Origin of the sequence: Roseomonas sp. OT10, assembly GCF_020991085.1 — a bacterium.
Taxonomy (GTDB): domain Bacteria; phylum Pseudomonadota; class Alphaproteobacteria; order Acetobacterales; family Acetobacteraceae; genus Roseomonas; species Roseomonas cutis.
In genome coordinates this window covers 4,834,350-4,855,729 of the sequence record NZ_CP087719.1, presented here as the reverse complement: position 1 = coordinate 4,855,729, position 21,380 = coordinate 4,834,350, and the positions used below count along the sequence as shown (strand labels likewise).

The 21,380-nt window shown below is 74.0% G+C and carries 24 protein-coding genes; 12 read left to right on the top strand and 12 right to left on the bottom strand.

Annotation, left to right across the window (positions count from 1 at the left end; translation table 11 throughout):
• The 3 genes from tolR to LPC08_RS22105 are packed head-to-tail and all read right to left on the bottom strand — an operon-like array spanning position 1 to position 1,770.
• On the bottom strand, positions 1 to 462 hold the full coding sequence (gene tolR, locus LPC08_RS22115; RefSeq protein WP_230450389.1) for a protein TolR: 462 nt from the start codon (positions 460 to 462) through the stop codon (positions 1 to 3).
• A gap of 5 nt (positions 463 to 467) precedes the next feature.
• Entirely contained in the window at positions 468 to 1,163 is a 696-nt protein-coding gene (locus LPC08_RS22110) for a MotA/TolQ/ExbB proton channel family protein (RefSeq protein WP_230450388.1), read from the bottom strand.
• Positions 1,164 to 1,185: 22 nt separating this feature from the next.
• On the bottom strand, positions 1,186 to 1,770 hold the full coding sequence (locus LPC08_RS22105) for a Tat pathway signal protein (protein ID WP_230450387.1): 585 nt from the start codon (positions 1,768 to 1,770) through the stop codon (positions 1,186 to 1,188).
• A gap of 356 nt (positions 1,771 to 2,126) precedes the next feature.
• Between LPC08_RS22105 and LPC08_RS22100 the strand changes: the two genes are divergently transcribed.
• Both LPC08_RS22100 and LPC08_RS22095 read left to right on the top strand, forming a co-directional pair.
• Entirely contained in the window at positions 2,127 to 3,137 is a 1,011-nt protein-coding gene (locus LPC08_RS22100) for an SPFH domain-containing protein (protein WP_230450386.1), read from the top strand.
• A complete protein-coding gene (locus LPC08_RS22095) occupies positions 3,134 to 3,553 on the top strand; it encodes an NfeD family protein (protein WP_230450385.1) in 420 nt (139 codons plus the stop codon). Before LPC08_RS22100 ends, LPC08_RS22095 begins: the two co-directional genes overlap by 4 nt.
• Positions 3,554 to 3,613: 60 nt before the next feature.
• Here LPC08_RS22095 and LPC08_RS22090 read toward each other — a convergent pair whose 3' ends face one another.
• Positions 3,614 to 4,348, bottom strand: a complete 735-nt coding sequence (locus LPC08_RS22090; protein ID WP_230450384.1) for an SOS response-associated peptidase — start codon at positions 4,346 to 4,348, stop codon at positions 3,614 to 3,616.
• A 96-nt stretch (positions 4,349 to 4,444) separates the two neighbouring features.
• Between LPC08_RS22090 and LPC08_RS22085 the strand changes: the two genes are divergently transcribed.
• Positions 4,445 to 4,633 (top strand): CsbD family protein, encoded by a 189-nt coding sequence (locus LPC08_RS22085; RefSeq protein WP_370643264.1) that lies wholly within the window; start codon positions 4,445 to 4,447, stop codon positions 4,631 to 4,633.
• Positions 4,634 to 4,711: 78 nt separating this feature from the next.
• Here LPC08_RS22085 and flgH read toward each other — a convergent pair whose 3' ends face one another.
• Genes flgH through flgF form a run of 4 tightly spaced genes read right to left on the bottom strand, consistent with a single transcriptional unit; the run spans position 4,712 to position 7,961 of the window.
• Positions 4,712 to 5,452: a flagellar basal body L-ring protein FlgH gene (flgH, locus tag LPC08_RS22080; protein WP_230450383.1), complete on the bottom strand. Its 741-nt coding sequence runs from the start codon at positions 5,450 to 5,452 to the stop codon at positions 4,712 to 4,714.
• 14 nt (positions 5,453 to 5,466) lie between these two features.
• Complete coding sequence (gene flgA, locus LPC08_RS22075) at positions 5,467 to 6,396, bottom strand: flagellar basal body P-ring formation chaperone FlgA (protein ID WP_230450382.1); 930 nt, start codon at positions 6,394 to 6,396, stop codon at positions 5,467 to 5,469.
• A gap of 12 nt (positions 6,397 to 6,408) precedes the next feature.
• Positions 6,409 to 7,194: a flagellar basal-body rod protein FlgG gene (flgG, locus tag LPC08_RS22070; RefSeq protein WP_230450381.1), complete on the bottom strand. Its 786-nt coding sequence runs from the start codon at positions 7,192 to 7,194 to the stop codon at positions 6,409 to 6,411.
• A 29-nt stretch (positions 7,195 to 7,223) separates the two neighbouring features.
• Positions 7,224 to 7,961 carry a flagellar basal-body rod protein FlgF gene (gene flgF, locus LPC08_RS22065; RefSeq protein WP_230450380.1) on the bottom strand — a complete coding sequence of 246 codons (738 nt, stop codon included), beginning with the start codon at positions 7,959 to 7,961 and terminating at the stop codon, positions 7,224 to 7,226.
• Positions 7,962 to 8,222: 261 nt separating this feature from the next.
• Here flgF and LPC08_RS22060 point away from each other — a divergent pair, with 261 nt between their 5' ends.
• The 9 genes from LPC08_RS22060 to speE all read left to right on the top strand — a co-directional run bounded on the left by LPC08_RS22060 (position 8,223) and on the right by speE (position 16,404).
• The gene (locus LPC08_RS22060) at positions 8,223 to 8,762 is read left to right on the top strand and encodes a flagellar basal body-associated FliL family protein (protein WP_230450379.1); all 540 of its coding nucleotides are present in this window, start codon (positions 8,223 to 8,225) and stop codon (positions 8,760 to 8,762) included.
• The gene (fliM, locus tag LPC08_RS22055; RefSeq protein WP_230450378.1) at positions 8,759 to 9,838 is read left to right on the top strand and encodes a flagellar motor switch protein FliM; all 1,080 of its coding nucleotides are present in this window, start codon (positions 8,759 to 8,761) and stop codon (positions 9,836 to 9,838) included. Before LPC08_RS22060 ends, fliM begins: the two co-directional genes overlap by 4 nt.
• A complete protein-coding gene (locus tag LPC08_RS22050) occupies positions 9,835 to 10,305 on the top strand; it encodes a DUF6468 domain-containing protein (protein ID WP_230450377.1) in 471 nt (156 codons plus the stop codon). Before fliM ends, LPC08_RS22050 begins: the two co-directional genes overlap by 4 nt.
• Positions 10,302 to 11,036, top strand: a complete 735-nt coding sequence (locus LPC08_RS22045) for a MotE family protein (protein WP_230450376.1) — start codon at positions 10,302 to 10,304, stop codon at positions 11,034 to 11,036. Before LPC08_RS22050 ends, LPC08_RS22045 begins: the two co-directional genes overlap by 4 nt.
• A gap of 19 nt (positions 11,037 to 11,055) precedes the next feature.
• Positions 11,056 to 11,436: a chemotaxis response regulator CheY gene (locus tag LPC08_RS22040; protein ID WP_230450375.1), complete on the top strand. Its 381-nt coding sequence runs from the start codon at positions 11,056 to 11,058 to the stop codon at positions 11,434 to 11,436.
• On the top strand, positions 11,429 to 12,034 hold the full coding sequence (locus LPC08_RS22035; RefSeq protein WP_230450374.1) for a protein phosphatase CheZ: 606 nt from the start codon (positions 11,429 to 11,431) through the stop codon (positions 12,032 to 12,034). Before LPC08_RS22040 ends, LPC08_RS22035 begins: the two co-directional genes overlap by 8 nt.
• A complete protein-coding gene (locus LPC08_RS22030) occupies positions 12,034 to 14,832 on the top strand; it encodes a hypothetical protein (protein ID WP_230450373.1) in 2,799 nt (932 codons plus the stop codon). The genes LPC08_RS22035 and LPC08_RS22030 overlap by 1 nt, the downstream gene beginning before the upstream one ends.
• A gap of 165 nt (positions 14,833 to 14,997) precedes the next feature.
• Positions 14,998 to 15,456, top strand: a complete 459-nt coding sequence (gene speD, locus LPC08_RS22025) for an adenosylmethionine decarboxylase (protein ID WP_230450372.1) — start codon at positions 14,998 to 15,000, stop codon at positions 15,454 to 15,456.
• Between the two features lie 75 nt (positions 15,457 to 15,531).
• Positions 15,532 to 16,404, top strand: coding sequence for a polyamine aminopropyltransferase (speE, locus tag LPC08_RS22020; protein ID WP_230450371.1), 873 nt, complete (start codon positions 15,532 to 15,534; stop codon positions 16,402 to 16,404).
• An 801-nt stretch (positions 16,405 to 17,205) separates the two neighbouring features.
• Here speE and LPC08_RS22015 read toward each other — a convergent pair.
• The 4 genes from LPC08_RS22015 to catC all read right to left on the bottom strand — a co-directional run bounded on the left by LPC08_RS22015 (position 17,206) and on the right by catC (position 21,371).
• On the bottom strand, positions 17,206 to 18,474 hold the full coding sequence (locus LPC08_RS22015; protein WP_230450370.1) for a benzoate/H(+) symporter BenE family transporter: 1,269 nt from the start codon (positions 18,472 to 18,474) through the stop codon (positions 17,206 to 17,208).
• A gap of 2 nt (positions 18,475 to 18,476) precedes the next feature.
• Positions 18,477 to 19,472: a Bug family tripartite tricarboxylate transporter substrate binding protein gene (locus LPC08_RS22010; RefSeq protein ID WP_230450369.1), complete on the bottom strand. Its 996-nt coding sequence runs from the start codon at positions 19,470 to 19,472 to the stop codon at positions 18,477 to 18,479.
• A 112-nt stretch (positions 19,473 to 19,584) separates the two neighbouring features.
• On the bottom strand, positions 19,585 to 20,940 hold the full coding sequence (locus tag LPC08_RS22005) for an MFS transporter (protein ID WP_230450368.1): 1,356 nt from the start codon (positions 20,938 to 20,940) through the stop codon (positions 19,585 to 19,587).
• A 146-nt stretch (positions 20,941 to 21,086) separates the two neighbouring features.
• On the bottom strand, positions 21,087 to 21,371 hold the full coding sequence (gene catC, locus LPC08_RS22000) for a muconolactone Delta-isomerase (protein ID WP_230450367.1): 285 nt from the start codon (positions 21,369 to 21,371) through the stop codon (positions 21,087 to 21,089).
• Positions 21,372 to 21,380 lie beyond the last annotated feature (9 nt).

Genomic DNA, 21,380 nt, shown 5'->3' with positions numbered 1-21,380 from the left:
TCAGCGCGCCTGGACGGCGGGGCCGCCCGGCTCGGCTTCGGCGATCAGCGAGACCTTGGTGATCCCCGCCTGGGTGACACGGCCCATCACCCGCAGCACCTCGCCATAGGGCGCGGCGCGGTCGCCGCGGACATAGACGGGCATGTCGGGGTCGCCGCCCTGGGCCGCCTGCAGGCGCGTGGCCAGCTCCGCCTCGGGGATCTCCTCGCGGGCGATGAAGACCTTGCCGTCGCGCGCGACGCTGAGCACCAGGGGCGGGCGCGGCGGCGCGGCGCGCGGGGCGGAGGTCTTGGGCAGGTTCACGGGCACGCCGACCATCATCATGGGCGCCGCGACCATGAAGATGATCAGCAGCACCAGCATGACGTCCACCAGCGGCGTGACGTTCATCTCCGCCATCGGGGGCGCGTCGTACTCGTCGTCGTCGTGCGAGCCGCCGCCGCCCATGCCCGCGAAGGCCATGGCGCCTACTCCGCCGCCGGGGCGGCCGCGCCGCTGACGGGCGAGCGCTTGACCAGCGCCGCGGCGAGCTCGCCGGCGGCGGCGTTGCCCTCGGCGCGCAGGCGCGACAGGGCGACGGTGAAGCGGTTGTAGGCGAGCACGGCGGGAATCGCGGCGGCCAGGCCGATGGCCGTGGCGAAGAGCGCCTCGGCGATGCCGGGGGCGACCACGGCCAGCGAGGTGTCGTTGCTCTGCGCGATGCCGGTGAAGCTGTTCATGATGCCCCAGACGGTCCCGAACAGCCCGACGAAGGGGGAGACGGAGCCGGTCGTCGCCAGGACGGGCAGGCCGGGCTCCGCCCTGCGCAGCGTCGCGCCGACGGCGGCGCGCATCGCATGCTCGATGCGCTGGCGGTACTCGCCGCGGCTCTCGGAATGGTCGCGGCCCTCGCGCCATTCGCGCACCCCGGCGCGCAGGACCCGGGCGGCGAGCCCCTCGCCCTGCGGGCCGGTGGTGGTGCCGCCGGCATGCACGGCCTCGGCGAAGCGACGGATCTCGCGGCGCAGCCGGCCCAGGGTGATGACCTTCTCCACCATGATGGCCCAGCAGGCGACGGAGGCCAGGATCAGCAGGATCATCACCGATTTCACGACGATGTCGGCCTGCAGGAACAGGCCGAGCATGGAGAGGTCGTGAACGGCTTCAGCAGGCACCGGGTTCATGAGTTCATTCTAACTCGCATTCTCACTTATCGAAACCGACTCCCGCCACCCGCGACGAGGTGTTGATGCGGGGCAGGCATGCGGTGCGGCCCTCCGGCGCGGGGCCGCAGGCCAGCAGGTCGTTCAGCAGCAGGGACCCGATCTGGTCGCAGGGCAGGGCCGAGAGGTCAAAGATCCGGGCCAGGGTCTTGCTCGCCGGCAGGGGGCCGACATCCAGGGCCAGGCGGCGGGCGATCACCCCGTCCTTGCCGAAGATCAGCAGATCGAGGCGCAGCGGATCCACCGCCTCCTCGCCTGGGTTGCGCAGCAGCAGCCAAGCGCGGCAGCCGCCGCCCGCACCCAGGCTGGGCTGCGGTTCCAGCCGGTTCAGTTCCAGCCCGATCTGGCCGGCGGCGAGGGTGGGGGGTTGCGCCGCCGTCGTCTGAGCAGCCGTCGTCTGGGCCGCCGCCGTCTGGGCCGCAGCCAACTGGACCGAGGCGAGCAGGCCGAGGCCTGCCAGGGTGGCGCGAAGGGGGGCGGGGAGACGGGGCAGGGGCAGGGTCCTCCTCAGATCGTGGGCCGCCGGGGGCGGCCGGTGGTGGTCGGTGCCGGGAGCCGGGCCCGGCATGGCAAGCCCCGCCGGCCCGGGCGGGCAAGGCGGGGCGCAGCGATCCCGCATCCGGGCAGGAGGATGAGACTCTCCTTGGGTCATGGGGCTGTAACGTCGTCTGAGAATGAGAGGCAATAGAGGCTCAGGGCGGGTGGCCGGAATGCCCCCTGCCCGGCCCCCGCGCCACCAAGCCTGTTGCCTCCGTGCAACAGGCGGCCGGTCCGGGCGTCGCCAAGCGCCGTCCGGGCGCCGGCAGGCCACGGCGGCGCGCCATGCGCTTCCGACTGGCCCGTGGCCTCCGAAAGGGGCTTCCGGCCGCCGCGCCACCGGGCCATCACGTTTCAGGATCGAATCTCCCGCGGAGGTGCTACGCCATGGATGGCCTGACCGGCACGACCATCATCCTGGTCGTTATCCTGCTTCTGGCCGTGCTGACGGCCTTCAAGGGCATCCGCACCGTGCCGCAGGGGCAGGTCTGGACGGTGGAGCGCTTCGGGGCCTTCACCCGGCTGCTGTCGCCGGGGCTGAACTTCATCATCCCCTTCATCGACGGCATCGGCCACCGGCTGAACGTGCAGGAGGTGGTGCTGGACATCCCCGAGCAGGCGGTCATCACCAAGGACAACGCGACCGTCACGGTGGACGGCATCGTCTATTACCGGGTCATGGACCCCGCCAAGGCGGCCTATCAGGTGCAGAACCTGACCATGGCGCTGACGGCGCTGGCCATGACCAACATCCGCGCCGTGATCGGCGAGATGGACCTGGACCAGACGCTCTCCTCGCGCGACCGGATCAACTCCTCCCTGCTCACCATCCTGGACGGGGCGACCGATCCCTGGGGGGTGAAGGTCAGCCGCGTCGAGATCCGCAAGATCGAGCCGCCGGAGAACCTGATCCGCGCCATGAACCTGCAGATGACGGCCGAGCGGGAGCGCCGCGCCACCGTCGCCCGCGCCGAGGGCGAGCGGGAGGCGGCGGTGAAGCGCGCCGAGGGCGAGAAGTCGGCCCAGGTTCTGGAGGCGGAGGGCCGGCTGGAGGCCGCCCGGCGCGACGCCGAGGCGCGCGAGACCCTGGCCCAGGCGGAGGCGGCCGCGACCCGGATGGTGGCCGAGGCTGCCGCCGGCGCGGGGCAGGAGGCGCTGCGCTACTTCATCGCCGACAAGTACGTCGCCGCCTTCCGCGACCTGGCGGCCAACCCGGCCTCGCGGCTGGTGGTGGTGCCGATGGAATCCGCCGCCCTGGCCGGCAGCGTCACCGGGGCGCTGGAGCTGCTGCGCGGCCCCGGCGGGCCGATCGGACCGGCCACCCCCGCGCCGCCGCGGCGGGAGCCGCCGCGCGGCCCGGTGCCGGAAAGCGGGGCGGGGCCATGGGGGCAGGCGTGATCTGGATCCTGGCCGGGCTGCTGCTCCTGGTCAGCGAGCTGCTGCTGCCCGGGGCCTACCTGCTCTGGATCGGGCTGGCCGCGGCCGGAACGGGGCTGGTGGTGCTCGGCCTCGACCCGTCCTTCGGCGTGACGGTGACGATCTTCCTGCTGCTGCTGGCGGCCAGCATCGCCGTGGCGGTCCGCCGGCACCGCCGGCGCCCCGCCTCCACGCTCAACACCCCGGCCTCCGGCCTGGCCGGGCGCAGCGGCATCCTGCTGCCGCCCGATGCCGGCAGGCCAAGGGTGCGCGTGGGCGATTCGGACTGGCCGGCGCGGCTCTCCGGCCATGGCCCGATGCCGCCACCCGGGACGCCCGTGCGGGTGCAGGCCGTGGACGGGCTGGTGCTGGTGGTCCGCCCGGAGGAGGCGGGCTGAGGGGCCCCTGCCCCCAACGGTTTCCGGGGCGGCTTCCAGGGCGCGTTCCGGGGCCGGCGCTCACCCCGGGCGGCGGCAGGCCTCGGGCGGGTCGTCCAGCCCTGCCGGCGGGTCGGCGGCCTCGGCGCGACGCAGCAGTTCGGCGTCGTTCTCGCTGAACCGGTTCACGCGCTTGTCCACCGGCCAGATACGCAGCGCCTCCTGCGGGAAGGGGCGCAGCAGATCGAGCAGCGCGTCACGCCCGGCCTCCTCCTCGCCGAGCCAGGCGGCCCAGGCATCGCGCGGCAGGATCACCGGCATGCGGTGGTGCAGCGGCTGCATCAGCGCGTTCGCGTCGGTGGTGACAATGGTATAGGTGCGCAGCCACGTCCCGTCCGGGCGCTTCCAGCCCTCCCACAGCCCGGCCAGCGTCATCGGCTCGCCGGACCGCAGCGCGATGGCGTAGGGCTGCTTCGGCCCGGCGCCCTCCTGCCGCCATTCGTAGAAGCCGCTGGCCGGGACGAGGCAGCGGCGGCGGGCGAAGGCGTCGCGGAAGGAGGGCTTGTCCGCCACCCCGTCGGCGCGGGCGTTCATCAGCCTCGCGCCGCCGCTGTCGTCCTTCGCCCAGCGTGGCACCAGCCCCCAGCGGAGGAGGCCGAGATGGCGCGCCCCGGTTTCCGGATGGCGGCGCACCACGAGGCTGTCCTGGGTGGGCGCGACGTTCCAACTGGCGGGGTGGTTCGGCGTATCGTGGTCGCAGCCGTAGAAGGTCCGGAGCCCGGCCGGATCGTCGACAAGGAAGTATCGCCCGCACATCCCCCGCATCTGGCGCCGCCCCGGCCTTCTGACCAGCCCCGCAACCCGACGCGCGGCAGCCCGTTATTCCCGCACACCCTCTGAGGGAGACATGACATGGTGGACAGCGATCGCGTCGAAGGCGCCTGGAAGCAGACCAAGGGCGCCGTGAAGGAAGCGGCCGGCAAGGTGACCGGCGATGCCAAGCTCGAGGCGGAGGGCAAGGCCGACAAGGTCGAGGGCAAGGTCCAGAACGCCGTCGGCAGCGCCAAGGACTCCGCGCGAGATGCGATGAACAAGCCCTGATCCACGACGGATCATGGCGATGGGCGCCCGGGCGAAGGCCCGGGCGCCTTTTTCGTTTCTTGATCAGAAAGGACCCGATCAGAAGGGCAGGATCGCGTCCAGGATCTGCTGCCCGTAGCGCGGCTGCTGCACGTCGCTGAGCGTCCCGCGGCCGCCATAGGCGATCCGTGCCTCCGCCAGCCGGTCGTGCCTGATGGTGTTGTCCGAGGCGATGTCCTGCGGCCGGATCACGCCGCCGATCGCCAGATCCCGCATCTCGTGGTTCACGCGCACCTGCTGCCGGCCGGTGATGACGAGGTTCCCGTTCGGCAGCTGCTGCGTCACCGTGGCGGCCACGCGCAGCGTCACCGTCTCGTTCCGCTTCACCGTGCCGGCACCCGTGCTGCTGTTGCGGGAGCTGGCCGAGACCAGGGAGCTGGGATCGACCCCGTTCGGGAAGAACCGGGCGTAGGAGGCGTCGAGTCCGAGCAGCCGCGGGATGCCCAGGTTCTCGCTGTTGTCGCGGGAACGCTCCGTCTCGTTCTGCAGCTGCGCCTGGTCCTGGATGGAGACCAGCACCGTCACCAGGTCGCCCACGGAGGCCGCGCGGCTGTCGCGCAGGAAGGTGCGGCTGCCCGGCCGCCACAGGCTGTTGGCGGACAGGGTGCTGGCATCGTGCGGGGCGGGGGTGGGCATGGTCACCGGCCGCCAGTCCGGGTCGCGGGTCGGATCCGCCACCGCCGCCATCTCCGGCGCGCGGCCGACCCGGGTCAGGCGCTCGGCGGAACCGCAGCCGGACAGCAGCGCGGCGAGGGGCAGGAGCAGCAGGGCGCGTCGCATGGCGGGGGCTCCGTTCAGCGGGGAGAGGGGCCAACGCGGACCCGGCCCGGGCCGATCGCCTGCGCCTCCACGACCTGGCGGGAGGACAGGTTCATCACGTTCACCACCCCGCCGCGCGGCGCGGAGTCCAGCGCGCGCCCCTGGGCGGTCAGCGCCAGCCCGCCCGCCTCCATCAGCATGGTGACGGTGCTGTTGCGCTCCACCACCGCGGGCGTGCCGAGGTCGTTCAGCGCGAAGGGCAGCCCCTCGCCCAGCGGCCGGCGCAACTGCTGCCCCACCACCTGCGACGGATCGCCCGCCAAGCCGGGGCGCACCCGCTCGGCGCGCAGCCGCTGCACCCGCACGTCGCCGGGCCGCACCACCTCCCCGATCGCCATCCGGCGCGTCGCGAGCGCCACCGCCACGGTGGCCGAGGCGCGGCCGGAGACGCGCATCCGCAGCACCGGCATGCCGTCCGCCAACACCACCAGCGTGGCGCCGAAGCGGTTGCCGCCGAGGCTGGGCTGCTCGACGCTCACCTGCGGCACGCCGGCGGGCGGGACCATGGGCGGTGAGAAGCCCGGCAGCTCCAGCTCCGCCTGCGGGTCCATGCCTAGGGCGAGCAACGCGTCGCGCAGCGGCTCGTGCCACTCCTCCCGCGTCAGCGCCCGGCCCGGGCGCTCCACCACCACGCGCTCGTTGGCGGAGAGCGGCCGCCAGGCGATGCCGTGCGCGCGGGCGATGGCGAGGAGCTGCGGCGTCTCGATCAGCAGGCGGCGGCCGGGGGCGGGGGCGGGGCCGACCCCGCGCGCGGCGGCGGGGCCGGCCTCGTCGAACAGGTCGCCGAGGCGGATCGTCTCCTCCTCCACCACCACCTGCGGGCGCAGGCTGGCGAGGTCCGTCCCGGGCTGCGCCCGGGCCGCGGCGGGCAGCAGCAGGGCGAGCAGGGCGAGCAGGCGGATCATGGCCCCCTCCCCTCACTTCAGCCGTGTCAGCGTCGAGAGCATCTCGTCGCTGGTGGTGATGACCTTGGAGTTCATCTCATAGGCGCGCTGCGCGGTGATGAGGTTGGTGATCTCCTGCACCACGTTGACGTTGGAGGTCTCCACGAAGCCCTGCATCACGTTGCCGAAGCCGGGCTGCCCGGGGGCCGCCTGCTGCGCCGCGCCGGAGGAGGGGGTCGCGAGCAGCATGTTGTCGCCCGTCGCCTCCAGCCCCGCCTCGTTGGCGAAGAGGGCGAGCTGGATCTGGCCGACATTCTGCGGCTGCTCCTGGCCCGCGACCTTGGCCAGCACCTCGCCATTGGCGTTGATCGTCACGTCCGTCGCATTGGCCGGGATGGTGATGCCCGGCGCGACCGGGAAGCCTTCCGCCGTGACCAGCATGCCCTCGGCGGAGAGGCCGAAGGTGCCGTCGCGGGTATAGGCCACCTCGCCGGAAGGGAGCTGCACTTGGAAGAAGCCGTTGCCCCGGATGGCGAGGTCGAACTTGTTCTCCGTCTGGTTCAGGTTGCCCTGCTCGTGGATGCGGTAGATCGCCGCCGTGCGCACGCCGAGGCCGACCTGCGCGCCGGAGGGCAGCGTCGTGCCCGTGTCGGAGCTCTGCGAGCCGACGCGGCGCATGTTCTGGTAGATCAGGTCCTGGAACTCGGCGCGGCGGCGCTTGTAGCCCGTCGTGCTCATGTTCGCGATGTTGTTGGAGATGACCTCGACATTGGTCTGCTGGGCCATCATGCCCGTGCCGGCCGTCCACAGCGAGCGCATGCGGGTGTTCCTCTATCTTCGCGGTCGGGTCAGCGGCGGCGCAGGATGCGCTCGACGGCGGATTGCAGGCGCTCGCCCTCGCGCTCGGCGAACTGGGCGACGAACTGGAACTCGCGCAGCTCGTTGGTCATGCGCGTCATCTCCAGGATGGGGCGGACGTTGCTGCCCTCCACCGCGCCCTGCACGATGGCCGGCCGCTCCATCTCCTCCGGCGCCTCGCTGCTGGCGAGGACGCGGTCGCCCTCGGCGGTCAGCTTCTGCGGGTCGGCGAAGCGCACCACGCGGATGCGGCCGATCTCGCCGTTCTCGCTCGACAGCACGCCCGTGCCGGAGACGGTCAGGCGCGTGTCGCCCGCGCCCACCCGCAGCGGCTGGCCGCCGGGGTTGAGCAGCGCGTTGCCCTCCGCGTCCACGATGCTGCCGTCGGGGCCGAGGGAGAAGCGCCCGGCGCGGGTGTAGCGCTCGCCGCGCGGCGTCTCGACCACGAAGAAGCCGTCGCCGGTGATGGCGAGGTCGAGCGGGTTTCCGGTGGTCTGCACCGGGCCGGGCGAGTCCTCGCGCCAGGTCGCGCGGTCCCAGGCGAAGGCGACGTTGCGGCCCGAGGGCGGCTGCGACACCCTGGCCTGCCGGTCCAGGTGCTCGGCGAAGAGCGGGCGGGCGGCGCGGAAGCCCGGCGTGTCCGCATTGGCCATGTTGTGCGCCGTCACCGCCGTGGCGCGCGCCTGCGCCACCAGCCGGGAGAGGGCGACGTAGCCGGGGTTGTCCATGCGGTCCTCCGCTGCGCGCCGCCATGGCGCGGGCGTCCTGGCGCAACCGGCGTGCCAGCGCGCGGCGGGGCTGGCGGGGGCCGGGCCTGCCGGGGCGGCGGCATTTCCTGCCGGCCGGGCGGCGGAAGGTGCCGGGGGCGCCCGGCCGCAAGCCTTCGTTAAGCGGCGGCCGCCATGCTGCGCCGCGGGGCGACCGGATGGTGCCCCACGCGATCCCCGGGCGTCGGAGCGGGGGCGGCAGCGGGGCGGCCAGGACGGCGCATGGCAAAGACGGAACAGCCCAAGGCCGCGGAGGGCGCGGCGGAGGGCAAGCCCGGCGGCAGGAAGAAGCTGCTGCTGGTCGCCCTGCCGGTGCTGCTGCTGGCGGCCGGGGGCGGCGCCTGGTTCATGGGGCTGGTCCCCGGACTCGGGGCGCATGCGAAGACGGAGTCGGCCGGGGAAGGCGGGCATGGCGACGGCCATGGCGGCGGGGGCGCGGCGCCGCGTGCGGCGGCGGCGCCCGTCTTCTTCGACATGCCGGAGGTGATGACCAACCTCAACGCGCCGGGCCGGCGCGCCGCCTTCATCCGCCTGCGCTCCAAGCTGGAGCTGTCGAAGCCCGAGGACGTGGCGGCGGTGCAGCAGGCCATGCCGCGCCTGCTGGACCTGTTCCAGACCTACCTGCGGGAGGTCCGGCCGGAGGAGCTGCGCGGCAGCATCGGCACGCACCGGCTGCGGGAGGAGCTGATCGCCCGCGCCAGCCTGGCCGCGCACCCCGCGCGGGTGAACGACGTGCTGTTCACGGAGATGCTGGTGCAATGAGCGGCGGCCTGGACGACCCTTCCGACGAGGATCTCGCCGCCGCCTGGGGTGCCGCGGTCGAGAGCGAGGGGCCCGATTCCGCCAAGGTGCTGAACCAGGCGGAGATCGACAGCCTGCTCGGGCTGGACGACGGCCCCGCCGAGGACCAGCGCAGCGGCATCGAGCGCATCATCAGCAGCGGGCTCGTCTCCTACGAGCGCCTGCCGATGCTGGAGATCGTGTTCGACCGGCTGGTCCGGCTGATGAGCACGACGCTGCGCAATTTCACCCAGGACAATGTCGAGGTCTCGATCGACGGCATCGTCTCGCTGCGCTTCGGCGACTACCTGAACTCCATCCCGCTGCCCGCCATGCTGGCCGTGGTGAAGGCGCAGGAGTGGGACAACTACGGCCTGCTCGTCGTCGACAGCGCGCTGATCTACTCGGTGGTGGACGTGCTGCTGGGCGGGCGGCGCGGCACGGCGGCGATGCGGATCGAGGGCCGGCCCTACACCACCATCGAGCGCACGCTGGTCGAGCGGCTGATCGAGGTGGTGCTGGAGGATCTGGGCGCGGCCTTCGACCCGCTCTGCCCGGTCACCTTCCGCTTCGAGCGGCTGGAGGTGAACCCGCGCTTCGGCGCCATCTCCCGCCTGTCCAACGCCGCCGTGCTGGCGCGGCTGCGGGTGGACATGGAGGACCGCGGCGGGCGGATCGAGCTGCTGCTGCCCTATGCCACGCTGGAGCCGGTGCGCGAGCTGCTGCTGCAGCAGTTCATGGGCGAGAAGTTCGGCCGCGACTCCATCTGGGAGACCCACCTGGCCGAGGAGCTGCGCCATACCGAGGTCGCGCTGGACGTGGTGATGGACGAGCAGACCCTGCCGCTCTCCGCCATCACCGCGCTGAAGCCCGGCGACCGGCTGACGCTGAACGCCGCCCCCGGTGCGCCGGTGCGGCTGCGCTGCGGCGACGTCGCGCTGTTCGAGGGGATGCTAGGCCGGCGGGAGAACCGCCTGGCCGTGCGGGTAGACCGCGAGCTGCTGCGTGGCGGCGAGGATGGGGGTCCGCTGGAGGCGCTGACGGGGAGGCTGGCATGAGCGGCGTCGAATGGGGGCTGCAGGGGCTGCTGCTGGCCCTGCTGATGGCGGCGATTCCCTTCGCCTGGCGGCTGGAGCGGCAGCTCGGGGCGCTGCGCCGCGACCGTCCGGCGCTGGAGCAGGGCGCGGCCGGCTTCGCCGAGGCGACGAAGCAGGCGGAGGCGGCGCTGTTCCGCCTGCGCGCCACGGCCGAGGCCGCCGGGCGCGGCGTGGCGGAGAAGGTCGCCCAGGCGGAGCCGCTGCGCGAGGACCTGCGCTTCCTGGTCGAGCGGGCCGAGGGACTGGCCGACCGGCTGGAGGAGCTGGTGCGCGCCGCCCGGCCGCTGGCGCCGCCCGGGCGCGGCCCGCTGCCTGCCCAGGCCGGAGCCGCCAGGCCCGCCGCGGCCGCGGTGGCGCCGGAGGCGGCGGAGGAGCCGCGCAGCCAGGCGGAGCGCGACCTGCTGCGCGCCCTGAGGCTGGGGCGTTGAGCGCGGCGGCCTCCCGCGCCTGGCCGCTGCCGCGCCTGCTGCCCGTGCTGATGCTGGGCGCGGGGGGGCTGGCGATGGTGAAGACGGGCGCGCTGATGCGGGCCCTGGCCGAGGCGATGCCGGTCGCGGCGGTGGCGCTGATCGCGCCGGCCGCGGCCTCCGGCACGGCGGCGCCCACGGCCGGGCCGGCGCCGGCCACGGCCATGCCCGCCTCGGCCCCTGCCGCCGCGGCATCCCCGGGCCCGGCGCAGCGCGCCGCGGCGCCGGCGCCCTCCCCGATGCCGCTGCCCGTCCCGGCCGCGCCCGAGCCGCCGAACCCCGTCGAGGCCGCGGAGCGCGCGGTGCTGGAGAGCCTGCGCAACCGGCGCGGCGTCCTGGAGGCGCGCGAGCAGGCCCTGGCGGCGCGGGAGGCGGTGCTGGCCGCGGCGGAGCGGCGGCTGAATGCCCGGCTGGAGGAGATGGCCGCGCTGCAGTCGCGGCTGGAGCAGCTCGACCGCCAGCGCGGCGAGCGCGAGGACGCGGGCTGGCGCGGGCTGGTGAAGACCTACGAGACGATGCGGCCACGGGATGCCGCCTCGGTCTTCGACGAGCTGGATCTGCCGGTGCTGGTCCAGATCGTCGACCGCATGCGCGAGGCCAAGGCGGCGCCGGTGCTGGGCGCCATGCGCCCGGAGCGCGCGCGGCAGCTCACCACGGAGCTGGCGCGCCACCGGGCCAGCCGGCCGGACTGAACACCCAGGAGGCGAGGCGATGGACAAGAGCACGAACGTGCTGATCGTGGACGACTACAAGACCATGCTCCGGATCATCCGCAACCTGCTGAAGCAGCTGGAGTTCGACAATGTCGAGGAGGCGACGGACGGACAGGAGGCGCTGGCCAGGCTGCGCAGCGGCAGCTTCGGGCTGGTGATCAGCGACTGGAACATGGCCCCCATGACCGGCCTCGACCTGCTGAAGGAGGTGCGGGCGGACGCGAAGCTGAAGTCCACGCCCTTCATCATGATCACCGCCGAGAGCAAGACGGAGAACGTGATCGCCGCCAAGCAGGCGGGCGTGTCCAACTACATCGTCAAGCCCTTCAACGCCGAGACGCTGCGCGAGAAGATCGCCAAGGTGCTGCCCAATGCCTGATGGGGATCATGCCGGCGGGGACCGGGTGGAGGAGGCGGTGCGCGCCGTCCTGGCCAGCCTGACCGGCGACATCACCGCCAAGGAGGCGGCGCTGCTGGCCGAGCTGGAGGCGCTGGGCCGCATGGTGGCGGAGGCCAAGGCGGAGATCGCGGCGCTGCGCGTGGACGACATCAACGCCAGCCACATCCCCGCCGCCACGGACGAGCTGGACGCGGTGGTGGAGCACACCGCCACCGCGACCAACGAGATCCTCGATGCCTGCGAGGCGCTGGAGCGGCTGTCGCCGTCCTTGCCGGGCGGGGCGGGGGAGACGGTCAGCGCCGCGGTGACGCGCATCTACGAGGCCTGCAGCTTCCAGGACATCACCGGCCAGCGCATCGGCAAGGTGGTCACCGCGCTGAAGACCATCGAGAGCCGGGTGCAGGAGGTGACGCGCCGCTTCGGCGGGGCCCTCCCCGGGGGGCCCCGCCCGGCCCCGCCGCCCGATGCGCCGCCCCATGCGCGCACCGAGGGGGAGCGGCTGGCCAACGGGCCGCAGCTGCCCGGCGCCGCCTCCTCGCAGGCGGAGATCGACGCGCTGCTGGCGAGCTTCGACTGATGCGGCGCCTGGCCTGGAGCCTGACGCTGTCCCTGCTGGCCTCGTCCGCCCTGGTCGCCCCGGCCTGGGCGCAGCGGGTGGCGGTGCGTGCCGGCGACCATGCCGAGCACAGCCGGGTGGTGTTCGACTGGCCCTCCCGCACCGGCTATCGGGTGGAGGAGGGGGAGGGGCGCGCCGTGCTGCGCTTCGACCGGCCCGCCGAGTTCAGCCTGCCGCGCCGGCTGCCGCGCAACGTGCTGGCCATGGAGCGGGTGGAGGGCGGGGTGGCCCTGACCCTGCGCCCCGGGGCGCGGCTGCGGGACGGGCGTCTGAACGGCAAGGTGATCCTGGACGTGCTGGACCCGGTGCCGGGGGCGCCGGCGACCGCCGGCCCCGCACCGGACCCCACGCCTGGGCCCACATCGGGCCCCTCGCCGGGCCATGCGCCGCTGCCGCAGCGCGACGCGGCCGTTCCGCCACCGGCCGCCGTGCCCCCGCCGGCCCCTGCCCCGGCCGTCCGGCCACCGGCCGCCCCGGCCGCGGCGCAGCCGGCGCCGCTGCCCAGCCTGCCGCCCGCCGGCGCGGTGCCCGTGCGCCTGTTCGCCGCGCCGGGCCGGGTGCGCTCCCTGGCCATGGCCCTGCCGGATGGCACCGGCCTCGCCGTGCTGCGCCGGGGCGATGCCCTGCTCGTGGTGCTGGACTCGCCCGTGCCGCTGGACCTCGCGGCGCTGCGCAACGATCCGGTCTTCGGCGGGGCCGACGCGCTGCACCTGCCGGAGGCGACGGTGCTGCGCCTGCGCCTGGCCGCCCCGGCGGTGCTGCAGGCGCGGCGGGAGGGCGCCCTCTGGGTGCTGGAGCCGGCGCGCGAGGCGCGGCCCGGCCGCACCATCCAGCCGGATGCCGATGGCTCGGTGCTGGCGCTGCGCGCTGCCGCCCCCGGCCGCGTGGTCGCGCTGGACGATCCCGAGACCGGCCTGCCGCTGCTGGTCGGCGCGGTAGCCGAGGCGGAGCAGTCCAGCCCCCAGGGCCGCCGCCTGCCGCGCGCCGAGCTGCTGCCGACCCTGCTGGGCACCGCCCTGCTGGCGCGGGGCGACGGCGTCTCCCTGCGCCCCGGAACGGAGCGCTTCCTGCTGGCCGGCGCCGGCGCGGGGCCCGCCCTGCCGGCCGCGCCCTCCGCCCAGGCGATCGCCATGACCCGCCTCTTCGACCTGCCGCCCGGCGATCCCCAGGCGGTGCAGGAACGGCTGCGGGCGCAGCAGGCCGGCATCGCCACCGCCGCGCCGCTGCAACGGCCGCTGCTGCGGCGCGACGCCGCCGAGACGCTGCTGGCGCTGGGCCTGCCGCAGGAGGCGCAGGCCATGCTGCGCCTCGCCTTCCAGGAGGACCCGCGCGCCGGGGCCGATCCGCGCACCCGTGCCCTGCACGCCGCCGCCGCGCTGCTCGCCGGGCGGCTGCCCGAGGCCGCCGCGCTGGAGGAGACGGAGCTGCCCCGCACGGACGAGGCGACGCTGTGGCGCGCGCTGCTGCGGGCCACGCGCGGCGACCGGGCGGGCGCCGCGCCGGGCCTCGCCGCGGCCGTGCCGCTGCTGCTGTCCTATCCGGAGCCGTTGCGCCAGCGGCTGCTGCCCCTGGCGGCCGAGGCGCTGGCCGAAGGCGGGGAGGCGCAGGCCGCCGCCCGCGTGGTCCAGGCCGCCGGCCCGCTGCCGGGAATGGATTATGCGCGTGGCCGCCTGGCCGAGGCGGAGGGCAAGGCCCCGGAGGCGCTGCTGGCCTACGAGGCGGCGGCGCAGGGACGCGACCGCCTGGCGCGCGCGCGCGCCCTGCGCCGCTCCGTCGAGCTGCGGCTCGCCGCCGGCGCGATCGATGCGGCCGGCGCCGCCGCGGCGTTGGAGGCGACGCTCTTCGCCTGGCGGGGCGATGCGGAGGAGGTGGAGGCGCGGATGCGGCTCGCGGCGCTGCGCCGCCAGGCCGGGGACGGGACCGGCTCCCTCGCGCTGCTGCGGGAGACGGCGGCGCAGTTCCCCGACCGTGTCGAGGCGCTGCGCCCCGCGATGCAGGAGGCGCTGCGCACCGCGCTGGAGCAGGAATCGCCCCTCGCGGCGGTGGCTCTGGCGGAAAGCCACCCGGAGCTGCTGCCGGCCGGTCCGGAGGGCTCGGCCGCCGTGCTGCTGCTGGCCGAGCGGCTGGTCACGCTGGACCTGGCCGATCGCGCGGCCGCGGTGCTGCAGCGCGCGATGGAGGGAACGGCCGGGGCGGAACGGGCGGCGCTGGGCGCCCGGCTCGCGGCCCAGCGGCTGGAGGAGGGGGATGCCGCCGCCGCCGCTGCGGCACTGTCCGGCAGCGAGGCGCCCGGCCTGCCGGCCCCGCTGGCGGAGACGCGCGCCATCCTGGGCGCGCGGATCATGGCCCGGCGCGGCGACCTGGCCGGCGCGGCGGAGGCGTTGCGCCGCCTCGGGCCGGCGGGGCTCTCCGCCCTGGCGGAGCTGCTGGCGGAACGGCAGGACTGGGCCGGCGCCGCCGGCGTGCTGGCGACCCTGGCGAGCCAGCCCGGCGAGGTGGACGAGGCGCGGCGCCGCACCGTGCTGCGCGCCGCCGCCTACGCCGCCCTGGCCGGCGATTCGGCCCAGCTCGCGGCCCTTCGCGGCGTGTGGTCCGCCCGGATGGGGGAGGGGCCGCTGGCGGAAGGCTTCGCGGCGCTGACCGCCGATCCGGTCCGCGGCGTCGCCGACCTGCCGCGGATGCAGCGAGAGCTGAATCTTTTCCGGGGAATTCCCGCCCGGCTGGAGGCATTGCGGGCGGATGCCTCCCCAACGCGGTGAGCCACGCGCCGGACGCGGGGGGGAGCCGCTTTTTTTTCGGCAGGATGGGGGCGAATTTTCCTTGCCCCCACCCCGCGCTTGCCCCATATGCGCGCCTCGCTAACAACTGACCTGTTCGGCGCCGCCGATGCTTCAGGTCGTCTTCTGGTGGAAATGGGGGCCGATATGGACGCTCTTGTTGCTCCGCTGGGGATGGTCTCGGATTTTCCGAGCGACGCCCAGGGTTCGTTCTCCTCTGGCCTGGATGAGGCCAAGGATTATTTCGTCGAGAAGGACGGCGTCCGCTTCGCGGGCACGCACCTGATCATCGACCTGTGGGGCGCGACCAACCTCGACGACCCCGCGCACATCGACGAGGTGCTGCGCGAGGCCGCGATCGAGACGGGCGCGACCATCCTGCACGGCCACTTCCACCACTTCCAGCCGAATGGCGGGGTGTCGGGGGTGCTGGTGCTGGCGGAGAGCCACGTCTCCATCCACACCTGGCCGGAGAAGTCCTTCGCCGCGCTCGACATCTTCGTCTGCGGCGCCTGCGATCCCTACAAGGCGATCCCGGTGCTGAAGAAGGGCTTCCTGCCCGAGCGCGTGCAGCTGGGCGAGCACCGCCGCGGCATCACCGTCTGACGCGGAAGCGTCACGCACGAGACCGGGGGCGGGCCCTAGGGTCCGCCCTCTTTCTATGTGGAGATGGGGGTTGAGATGGCCACCGATTCCTGGGTGAACGAGACGCTCTACGCCGACTGGGGCCAGCGCTTCCGCGTGAAGCGCGAGCTGGCGCGCGTTCAGTCGGACTTCCAGGACATCATGGTCTTCGAATCCTACAGCCACGGCCGCGTCATGCTGCTCGACGGCGTGGTGCAGATCACCGAGATGGACGAGTTCGTCTATCAGGAGATGCTGACCCACGTGCCGCTGCTGGCGCATGGCGAGGCGCGGCGCGTGCTGATCATCGGCGCCGGCGACGGCGGCGTGCTCCGCCGCGTGCTGCAGCACCGCAACGTCGAGAAGGCCGTGATGGTCGAGATCGACGGCGAGGTGATCCGGCTGGCCAAGGAGTTCCTGCCCGGCATCGCCGGCGACGCCTGGACCGACCCGCGCGCCGAGGTGATCGTGGGCGACGGAATCGACTATGTCCGCAAGGCGGAGGCCGGCTCCTTCGACGTGGTGATCGTGGACAGCACCGACCCGATCGGCGTCGGCGAGGTCCTCTTCACCGAGGAGTTCTACGCCAATGCCGCCCGTCTGCTGTCGGAGCGCGGCATCATCGTGAACCAGTGCGGCGTGCCGATCATGCAGGCGGACGAGCTGCGCGACACCTCGCTGCGCCGTGGCAAGGTCTTCGCCGATGTCTGGGCCTATGTCGCGGCCGTGCCGACCTATGTCGGCGGCTTCATGACGCTGGGCTGGGCCGCGAAGGACAGCGCCTCGCGCCAGGTGACGGTGGAGCAGGTGCGCGCACGCGCCGAGGCCGCCGGCATCCTGGGCAAGACCCGCTACTGGACACCCGAGATCCAGGTCGGCGCCTTCCACCTGCCCCCCTACATCGCCGAGCACCTGCCCCGGAAGGGCTGAGCCGCACGGCCGACGCTTCGGCCGCCGCGCTCCACCGGTTCCGCTGTCGCCGCCCCGGCTTCCGGGTTTGGCGCTTTCGGGACACGGGGACGCGGCGGCCGCACTCCACGCTCCGGCCGCCGCAGGCCACCGGTCCCGCCGTCGCCGCCCCGTTCCGGGCATGGCGCTTTCGGGACGCGGGGCTGCGGCGGCCGCTTTCCACTCGGGATGCGGCCCGGCCACCCGACCCGACACGGCCCCTGGCGGCCAGAGGCGCTGATCCAGGACCAGGATGGCGACAACACGCATGGCCGTGAGCAGCGCCCGCAGGATCAGGCACGCTCCCCTCGCCGCTCCCACCGTCTTGAGGAACCGCATCATACGCGCGACGTGATGCGTTGACGTCTGCCGGCGTGGTGCCCGTGACCCGGGGGCAAGGCTCTGCCTCGCCCCCGATACCCCCACTCCGCCAGGACCCTGCGGGCCCTGGACCCGAGGGGCGCTGCCGCGCAGATGACTGCGACGGGGTCGAGGCGCCGAGGAGCCATGCTCCTCGGCGGGTACGGCCACCACACTCGCTGACGCCTTTGATGTTTCTTTCAGCGTCCCGCCTGTCCGCGTTCCGTCAGGGTTCAGCCCGGAGGCTGACACCCACCGCACAGAACCAACTCCCAGCGGGGACCGGGGCCCGCTTGTGGCCCCGGCAGGGGAGGGTCTGGGACGGGGATCGATGCACTGCGTCGATGCCGCAGGCCGGCGTCCCCTCCCGGTCCGACGATGGAACACCACAGCACGACGGGTCACGACATCCCGCCGTCGGTATCAGTTCGTCCCCCCAGTTGGAGCGAAGTCGGCCTTCTCCAGCAGCCGCGAAACCAGCAGGCCGGCGAGCAGCCCCCAGAAGGCGGCGCCGATGTTCAGCACGGGGTGGTCGGCCACCGTCACCAGGAAGCTGACGAGCGCCCCGAGGGTGAAGCGCCCCCCGAACGAGGTGATGAAGGCGCCCTGCAACACGCGGAGCATCGCCAGGCCGCCGAGCGCCATGATGAATTCCCGGGGTGCCGCGAGCATCCATCCGGTGAAGGTGGGCGCCAGAAGCCCGAACCCGATCGCCAGCAGCCCCGTGAAGACCGCCGCGGTGTAGTGCCGCCTGCGTTCGCCGGAGGCGATGAGGAGGGCGTTGGTCGGGCCGGTGAGGCAGGAGCTGACGGCCCCGACCGTCGCCGCGAGGAGGGAGCCGATGCCGCAGGCCACGGTGACGGCGTTGAACGGGGGCCGGTGCCCCCCGGCCCGCAGGACGGCGAAGCCCTGCCCGTTCTGCACGACCAGCACGGTGATGGCCAGCGGCACGACGAGCTCCACCATCGCGGCGAACGACCAGGCGGGCGCCTGGATCACCGGCCTCGCGAAGCCGATCGTCCCGAAGGCGGCGCCGCTGAAGCGGCCGAGGAGCAGGGCGGCGGCCGCGCCGACCAGCAGTGCGCCGATGAGGGGTGGAAGGCGGCGGCCGGCGGCCGGCCAGGCCGAGAGCGCGAGGAAGGCCAGGAGCATCGGCACGGCGATCGCCGCGTCGGCGTGGAGCGCGTGCACGAGGTCGAGGCCGAAGCGCAGGAAGACCCCCGCCACCATGCCCATGACGACCGGCATCGGCACATGGGCCATGGCCCGCTTCACCCAGCCGGAGGCGCCGAGGACAAGGATCAGGACCGCCGTGGCGTAGAAGGCCCCGATCACCTCGGGGAAGGACTGGTGCTCCAGGGCCGGGCCGACCAGCACCGTGCCCGGGATGGTCCAGAGGACGCAGAGCGGCTCGCGGTAGCGCCAGCTCATCGCGACCGTGATCACGCCGTTGACGAAGAAGACGCCGAAGATCCAGGAGGCGAGCTCGGCCGGCGACAGGCCGCCGCGGGTGCCGACCGAGAGGATGATCGCGGTGGGCCCGGAGGCCGCGAAGAGGAAGCCCGTGAAGCCGCTCGCGGCATAGACCGGGCCGAAATCGGCGAGAAGCTGCCGCCAGCCCGGCGCCGGCACCGGGGCGGGCTCCAGCCGTGCCGACGGGCCCGGCACGGGCAGGGTGGGGAATCGCGGCACGGCTAGTCCGGCCGGATGCCGAGGCGCGCGACGAGGCCGCCCCACCGGGCGGTCTCCTCGGCGATGAGGCGCCCGAGCGCCGCGGCGTCGCCCTCCATCGGCTCCGCCCCGATCGCCGCGAACCGGCCCCGCAGCTCCGGGTCGCGCAGCGCGCCGGCGACGACCGCCTCCACGCGCGGGGCGGCCTCGGGCGGCAGGGAACGCGGCGCCAGCAGCGCGAACCAGGGGTCGAGCGCATAGCCGGGCACCCCGGCCTCGGCCACCGTCGGCAGGTCGGGGAAGGCGGCGATGCGGTGCGCGGTGGTGACGGCGAGCGCCCGCAGCCGGCCCGAGGCGACATGCGGCGCGGCGGAGGTCACGCTGTCGAACATCGCATCCACCCGCCCGGCGACGAGGTCCGCGATCGCGGGCGCCGAGCCGCGATAGGGCACATGGGTCATCTCCACCCCCGCCATGACGCCGAACAGCGCCCCGGCGAGGTGGATGGAGGTGCCGTTCCCGGCCGAGGCATAGGTCAGCGACCCGGGCTGCTGCCGCGCCGCCGCGATCAGCTCCGTCACGTTCCGCCAGGGCCGCGCCGCGGGCACGACGAGGATGTTCGGAACGACCGCGACGGGCGCCAGCGGCACGAACTCCTCCTCCCGATAGGGCAGGGACGGGTAGAGGGCGGGGTTCACGGCATGCGCGATGGAGACCATCAGCAGCGTGTGGCCGTCCGTGCTCTGGGCCGCCGCCGCGGTGCCGACGGTCCCGCCCGCCCCGGGACGGTTCTCGACCAGCACGGTCGCGGGGGAGCGCCCGTCCGGGCCGAGGGCCGCGGAGAGGCGCGGCGCGAGCAGCCGGGCCATGGCGTCGATCGCGCCGCCGGGCGGGAAGGGCACGATGATCCGCACCGGGCGCGAGGGCCAGGAGGCCGGCTGCGCCCCGGCCGGGCCAGGCCGGGCCAGGCCCGCGGCCGCCAGGGCGGCGGAAAGGGTGAGGAAGGGCCTTCGCCGCATCGTTCGCATCGGTCCTCGTTCCAATCCTGGACGTTCGTTGGGCCCGGCGACGCGCCGGGCCGGGCAGGAGAGGGATCCCCGCGCCGGGCGGGGATCCCTCCCGGGCGTTCCGTCAGGCCGTCTGACGGGTCGTGGCGTCCGGGACGGGGACGGCGACCGTCGGCCCGACGCGGCCCTTGGCGAAGATCGCGATGCCGGCGATGAGGGCCGGGACCGCCGCGATGGCGAACACCGTCGCGAGATTCCAGCCCATGCCGAGCAGCTGGCCGCCGATCATCGAGCCGACCACCGAGCCGCTGCGGCCCACCGCGTTCGCCCAGCTCACGCCCGTCGCGCGGCTCGCCGTGGGGTAGAAGGCCGCGGCGAGCGCGTTGATGCCGATCTGCGAGCCGCCCGTTCCGATGCCCGCCCCGAACACCGCGAGCACCAGGATCGCGGGGGCCGCGGTCGAGACGCCGAGGAGCAGGATGAAGGCCGCGGCCAGCGTGTAGCTGCCGAGGAGCACGGCATGGGGGTTGAAGCGGTCCATCAGCAGGCCGATGGCGATGGCGCCCACCGTGCTGCCGATCGGCAGCATCAGCGCGATGAGCGGCGCCGTCTGCGGCGTGTAGCCCGCGCTGTTCAGCAGCGTCGGCAGCCAGCTCGTCAGCAGGTAGAAGACGAGGAGGCTCATGAAGAAGGTGATCCAGAGCAGGAGCGTGCCGCCGGCCAGCCCGGCCGCGAAGAGCTGGCGCACCGGCGAGCCCTCGATCCGCCGGATGCCCGTGAAGTGGGCCCCCGCGATCTGGGCCGAGCCGTCCACCCGCGTCAGGATCGCCTCCACCCGCGCATCCTGCCCACCGCGGAGGACGAGGTAGCGCACCGACTCCGGAAGGAAGACGAGGAGCGCCACCGCCAGCAGCAGCGGCAGCACGCCGCCCAGGATCAGCACGCCCTGCCAGCCGAAATCGGCGATCAGCGCCGCCGCGCTGAGGCCGCCGAGCGCGCCGCCCATGGTGAAGCCGCAGAACATGATCATGACGAGCAGCGAGCGGTTGCGCTCGGGGCAGTATTCCGAGGTCATCGTGATCGCGGCGGGCATGGCGCCGCCGAGGCCGATGCCGGTGACGAAGCGCCAGACCGTCAGCGCCTCGATGCTCGTGGCCGTGGCGGAGAGGATGCTCGCGACGGCGAAGGCGGCCGTCGTGAGGACGAGAACCGCCTTCCGGCCGATCTTGTCCGCCAGCGGGCCGAAGACGAAGGCGCCCGCCATGAGGCCGAAGAGCCCGGCGCCGAACAGCGGCGCGAGCTGGGCGGGGGTCACGCCCCAGGCCGAGCGCAGCGCGGGCGCGATGTAGCCGACCGCCGCGGTGTCGAAGCCATCCGCCGCCACCACGAGGAAGCAGAGCAGGATGACGATGGTCTGGTACCGGCTCAGTGGCCTGGAGTTGATGAAGTCCTGAACGTCGATCGTCTTGGCGGTTGCCATCACTCTCCCCTCCCTCGGGATGCGCATGGGCTGTTCGTGCGGGGCGGCCATGCGTCACCCCGTTCCCCCGGGGCACGCCCCGGGGTGTGGTCTTCGTCCCCCCGAGGAGGGAGCGGGCTTTCGGCTGGGCGGCCGGGCCGCGGGCCTCAGCGCGTGTCGAGTGCCGAGGGATGCCGGGCGAGGGGCACGACGCTGATCTCCATGAAGGGGAACAGCGGGAGGGTGGAGAGGATCGCGTGCAGCTCGTCGTGATCCGCCACGTCGAAGACGGAGACGTTCGCGTACTGCCCGGCGATCCGCCACAGGTGCACCCACTTGCCCTGGCGCTGGAGATCCTGCGCGCGGGCCTTCTCCTCGGCCTTCAGCCGGTCGAATGCGGCCGGGTCGACACCCTGTGGCGGCCGCACGTCCATCCTCACGTGGTAGAGCATGCCTTCCTC

What these genes read in the sequence shown, in the direction of transcription:
- catC (WP_230450367.1), bottom strand. Translation starts at nt 21,371, where the DNA reads ATGCTCTACCACGTGAGGATGGACGTGCGGCCGCCACAGGGTGTCGAC.
- speE (WP_230450371.1), top strand. Translation starts at nt 15,532, where the DNA reads ATGGCCACCGATTCCTGGGTGAACGAGACGCTCTACGCCGACTGGGGC.
- flgG (WP_230450381.1), bottom strand. Translation starts at nt 7,194, where the DNA reads ATGCGCTCGCTGTGGACGGCCGGCACGGGCATGATGGCCCAGCAGACC.
- tolR (WP_230450389.1), bottom strand. Translation starts at nt 462, where the DNA reads ATGGCCTTCGCGGGCATGGGCGGCGGCGGCTCGCACGACGACGACGAG.
- LPC08_RS22040 (WP_230450375.1), top strand. Translation starts at nt 11,056, where the DNA reads ATGGACAAGAGCACGAACGTGCTGATCGTGGACGACTACAAGACCATG.
- fliM (WP_230450378.1), top strand. Translation starts at nt 8,759, where the DNA reads ATGAGCGGCGGCCTGGACGACCCTTCCGACGAGGATCTCGCCGCCGCC.
- LPC08_RS22030 (WP_230450373.1), top strand. Translation starts at nt 12,034, where the DNA reads ATGCGGCGCCTGGCCTGGAGCCTGACGCTGTCCCTGCTGGCCTCGTCC.
- LPC08_RS22060 (WP_230450379.1), top strand. Translation starts at nt 8,223, where the DNA reads ATGGCAAAGACGGAACAGCCCAAGGCCGCGGAGGGCGCGGCGGAGGGC.
- flgA (WP_230450382.1), bottom strand. Translation starts at nt 6,396, where the DNA reads ATGATCCGCCTGCTCGCCCTGCTCGCCCTGCTGCTGCCCGCCGCGGCC.
- flgH (WP_230450383.1), bottom strand. Translation starts at nt 5,452, where the DNA reads ATGCGACGCGCCCTGCTGCTCCTGCCCCTCGCCGCGCTGCTGTCCGGC.
- LPC08_RS22010 (WP_230450369.1), bottom strand. Translation starts at nt 19,472, where the DNA reads ATGCGGCGAAGGCCCTTCCTCACCCTTTCCGCCGCCCTGGCGGCCGCG.
- LPC08_RS22085 (WP_370643264.1), top strand. Translation starts at nt 4,445, where the DNA reads ATGGTGGACAGCGATCGCGTCGAAGGCGCCTGGAAGCAGACCAAGGGC.
- LPC08_RS22090 (WP_230450384.1), bottom strand. Translation starts at nt 4,348, where the DNA reads ATGTGCGGGCGATACTTCCTTGTCGACGATCCGGCCGGGCTCCGGACC.
- LPC08_RS22050 (WP_230450377.1), top strand. Translation starts at nt 9,835, where the DNA reads ATGAGCGGCGTCGAATGGGGGCTGCAGGGGCTGCTGCTGGCCCTGCTG.
- LPC08_RS22005 (WP_230450368.1), bottom strand. Translation starts at nt 20,940, where the DNA reads ATGGCAACCGCCAAGACGATCGACGTTCAGGACTTCATCAACTCCAGG.
- LPC08_RS22035 (WP_230450374.1), top strand. Translation starts at nt 11,429, where the DNA reads ATGCCTGATGGGGATCATGCCGGCGGGGACCGGGTGGAGGAGGCGGTG.
- LPC08_RS22110 (WP_230450388.1), bottom strand. Translation starts at nt 1,163, where the DNA reads ATGAACCCGGTGCCTGCTGAAGCCGTTCACGACCTCTCCATGCTCGGC.
- speD (WP_230450372.1), top strand. Translation starts at nt 14,998, where the DNA reads ATGGACGCTCTTGTTGCTCCGCTGGGGATGGTCTCGGATTTTCCGAGC.
- LPC08_RS22105 (WP_230450387.1), bottom strand. Translation starts at nt 1,770, where the DNA reads ATGCCGGGCCCGGCTCCCGGCACCGACCACCACCGGCCGCCCCCGGCG.
- flgF (WP_230450380.1), bottom strand. Translation starts at nt 7,961, where the DNA reads ATGGACAACCCCGGCTACGTCGCCCTCTCCCGGCTGGTGGCGCAGGCG.
- LPC08_RS22100 (WP_230450386.1), top strand. Translation starts at nt 2,127, where the DNA reads ATGGATGGCCTGACCGGCACGACCATCATCCTGGTCGTTATCCTGCTT.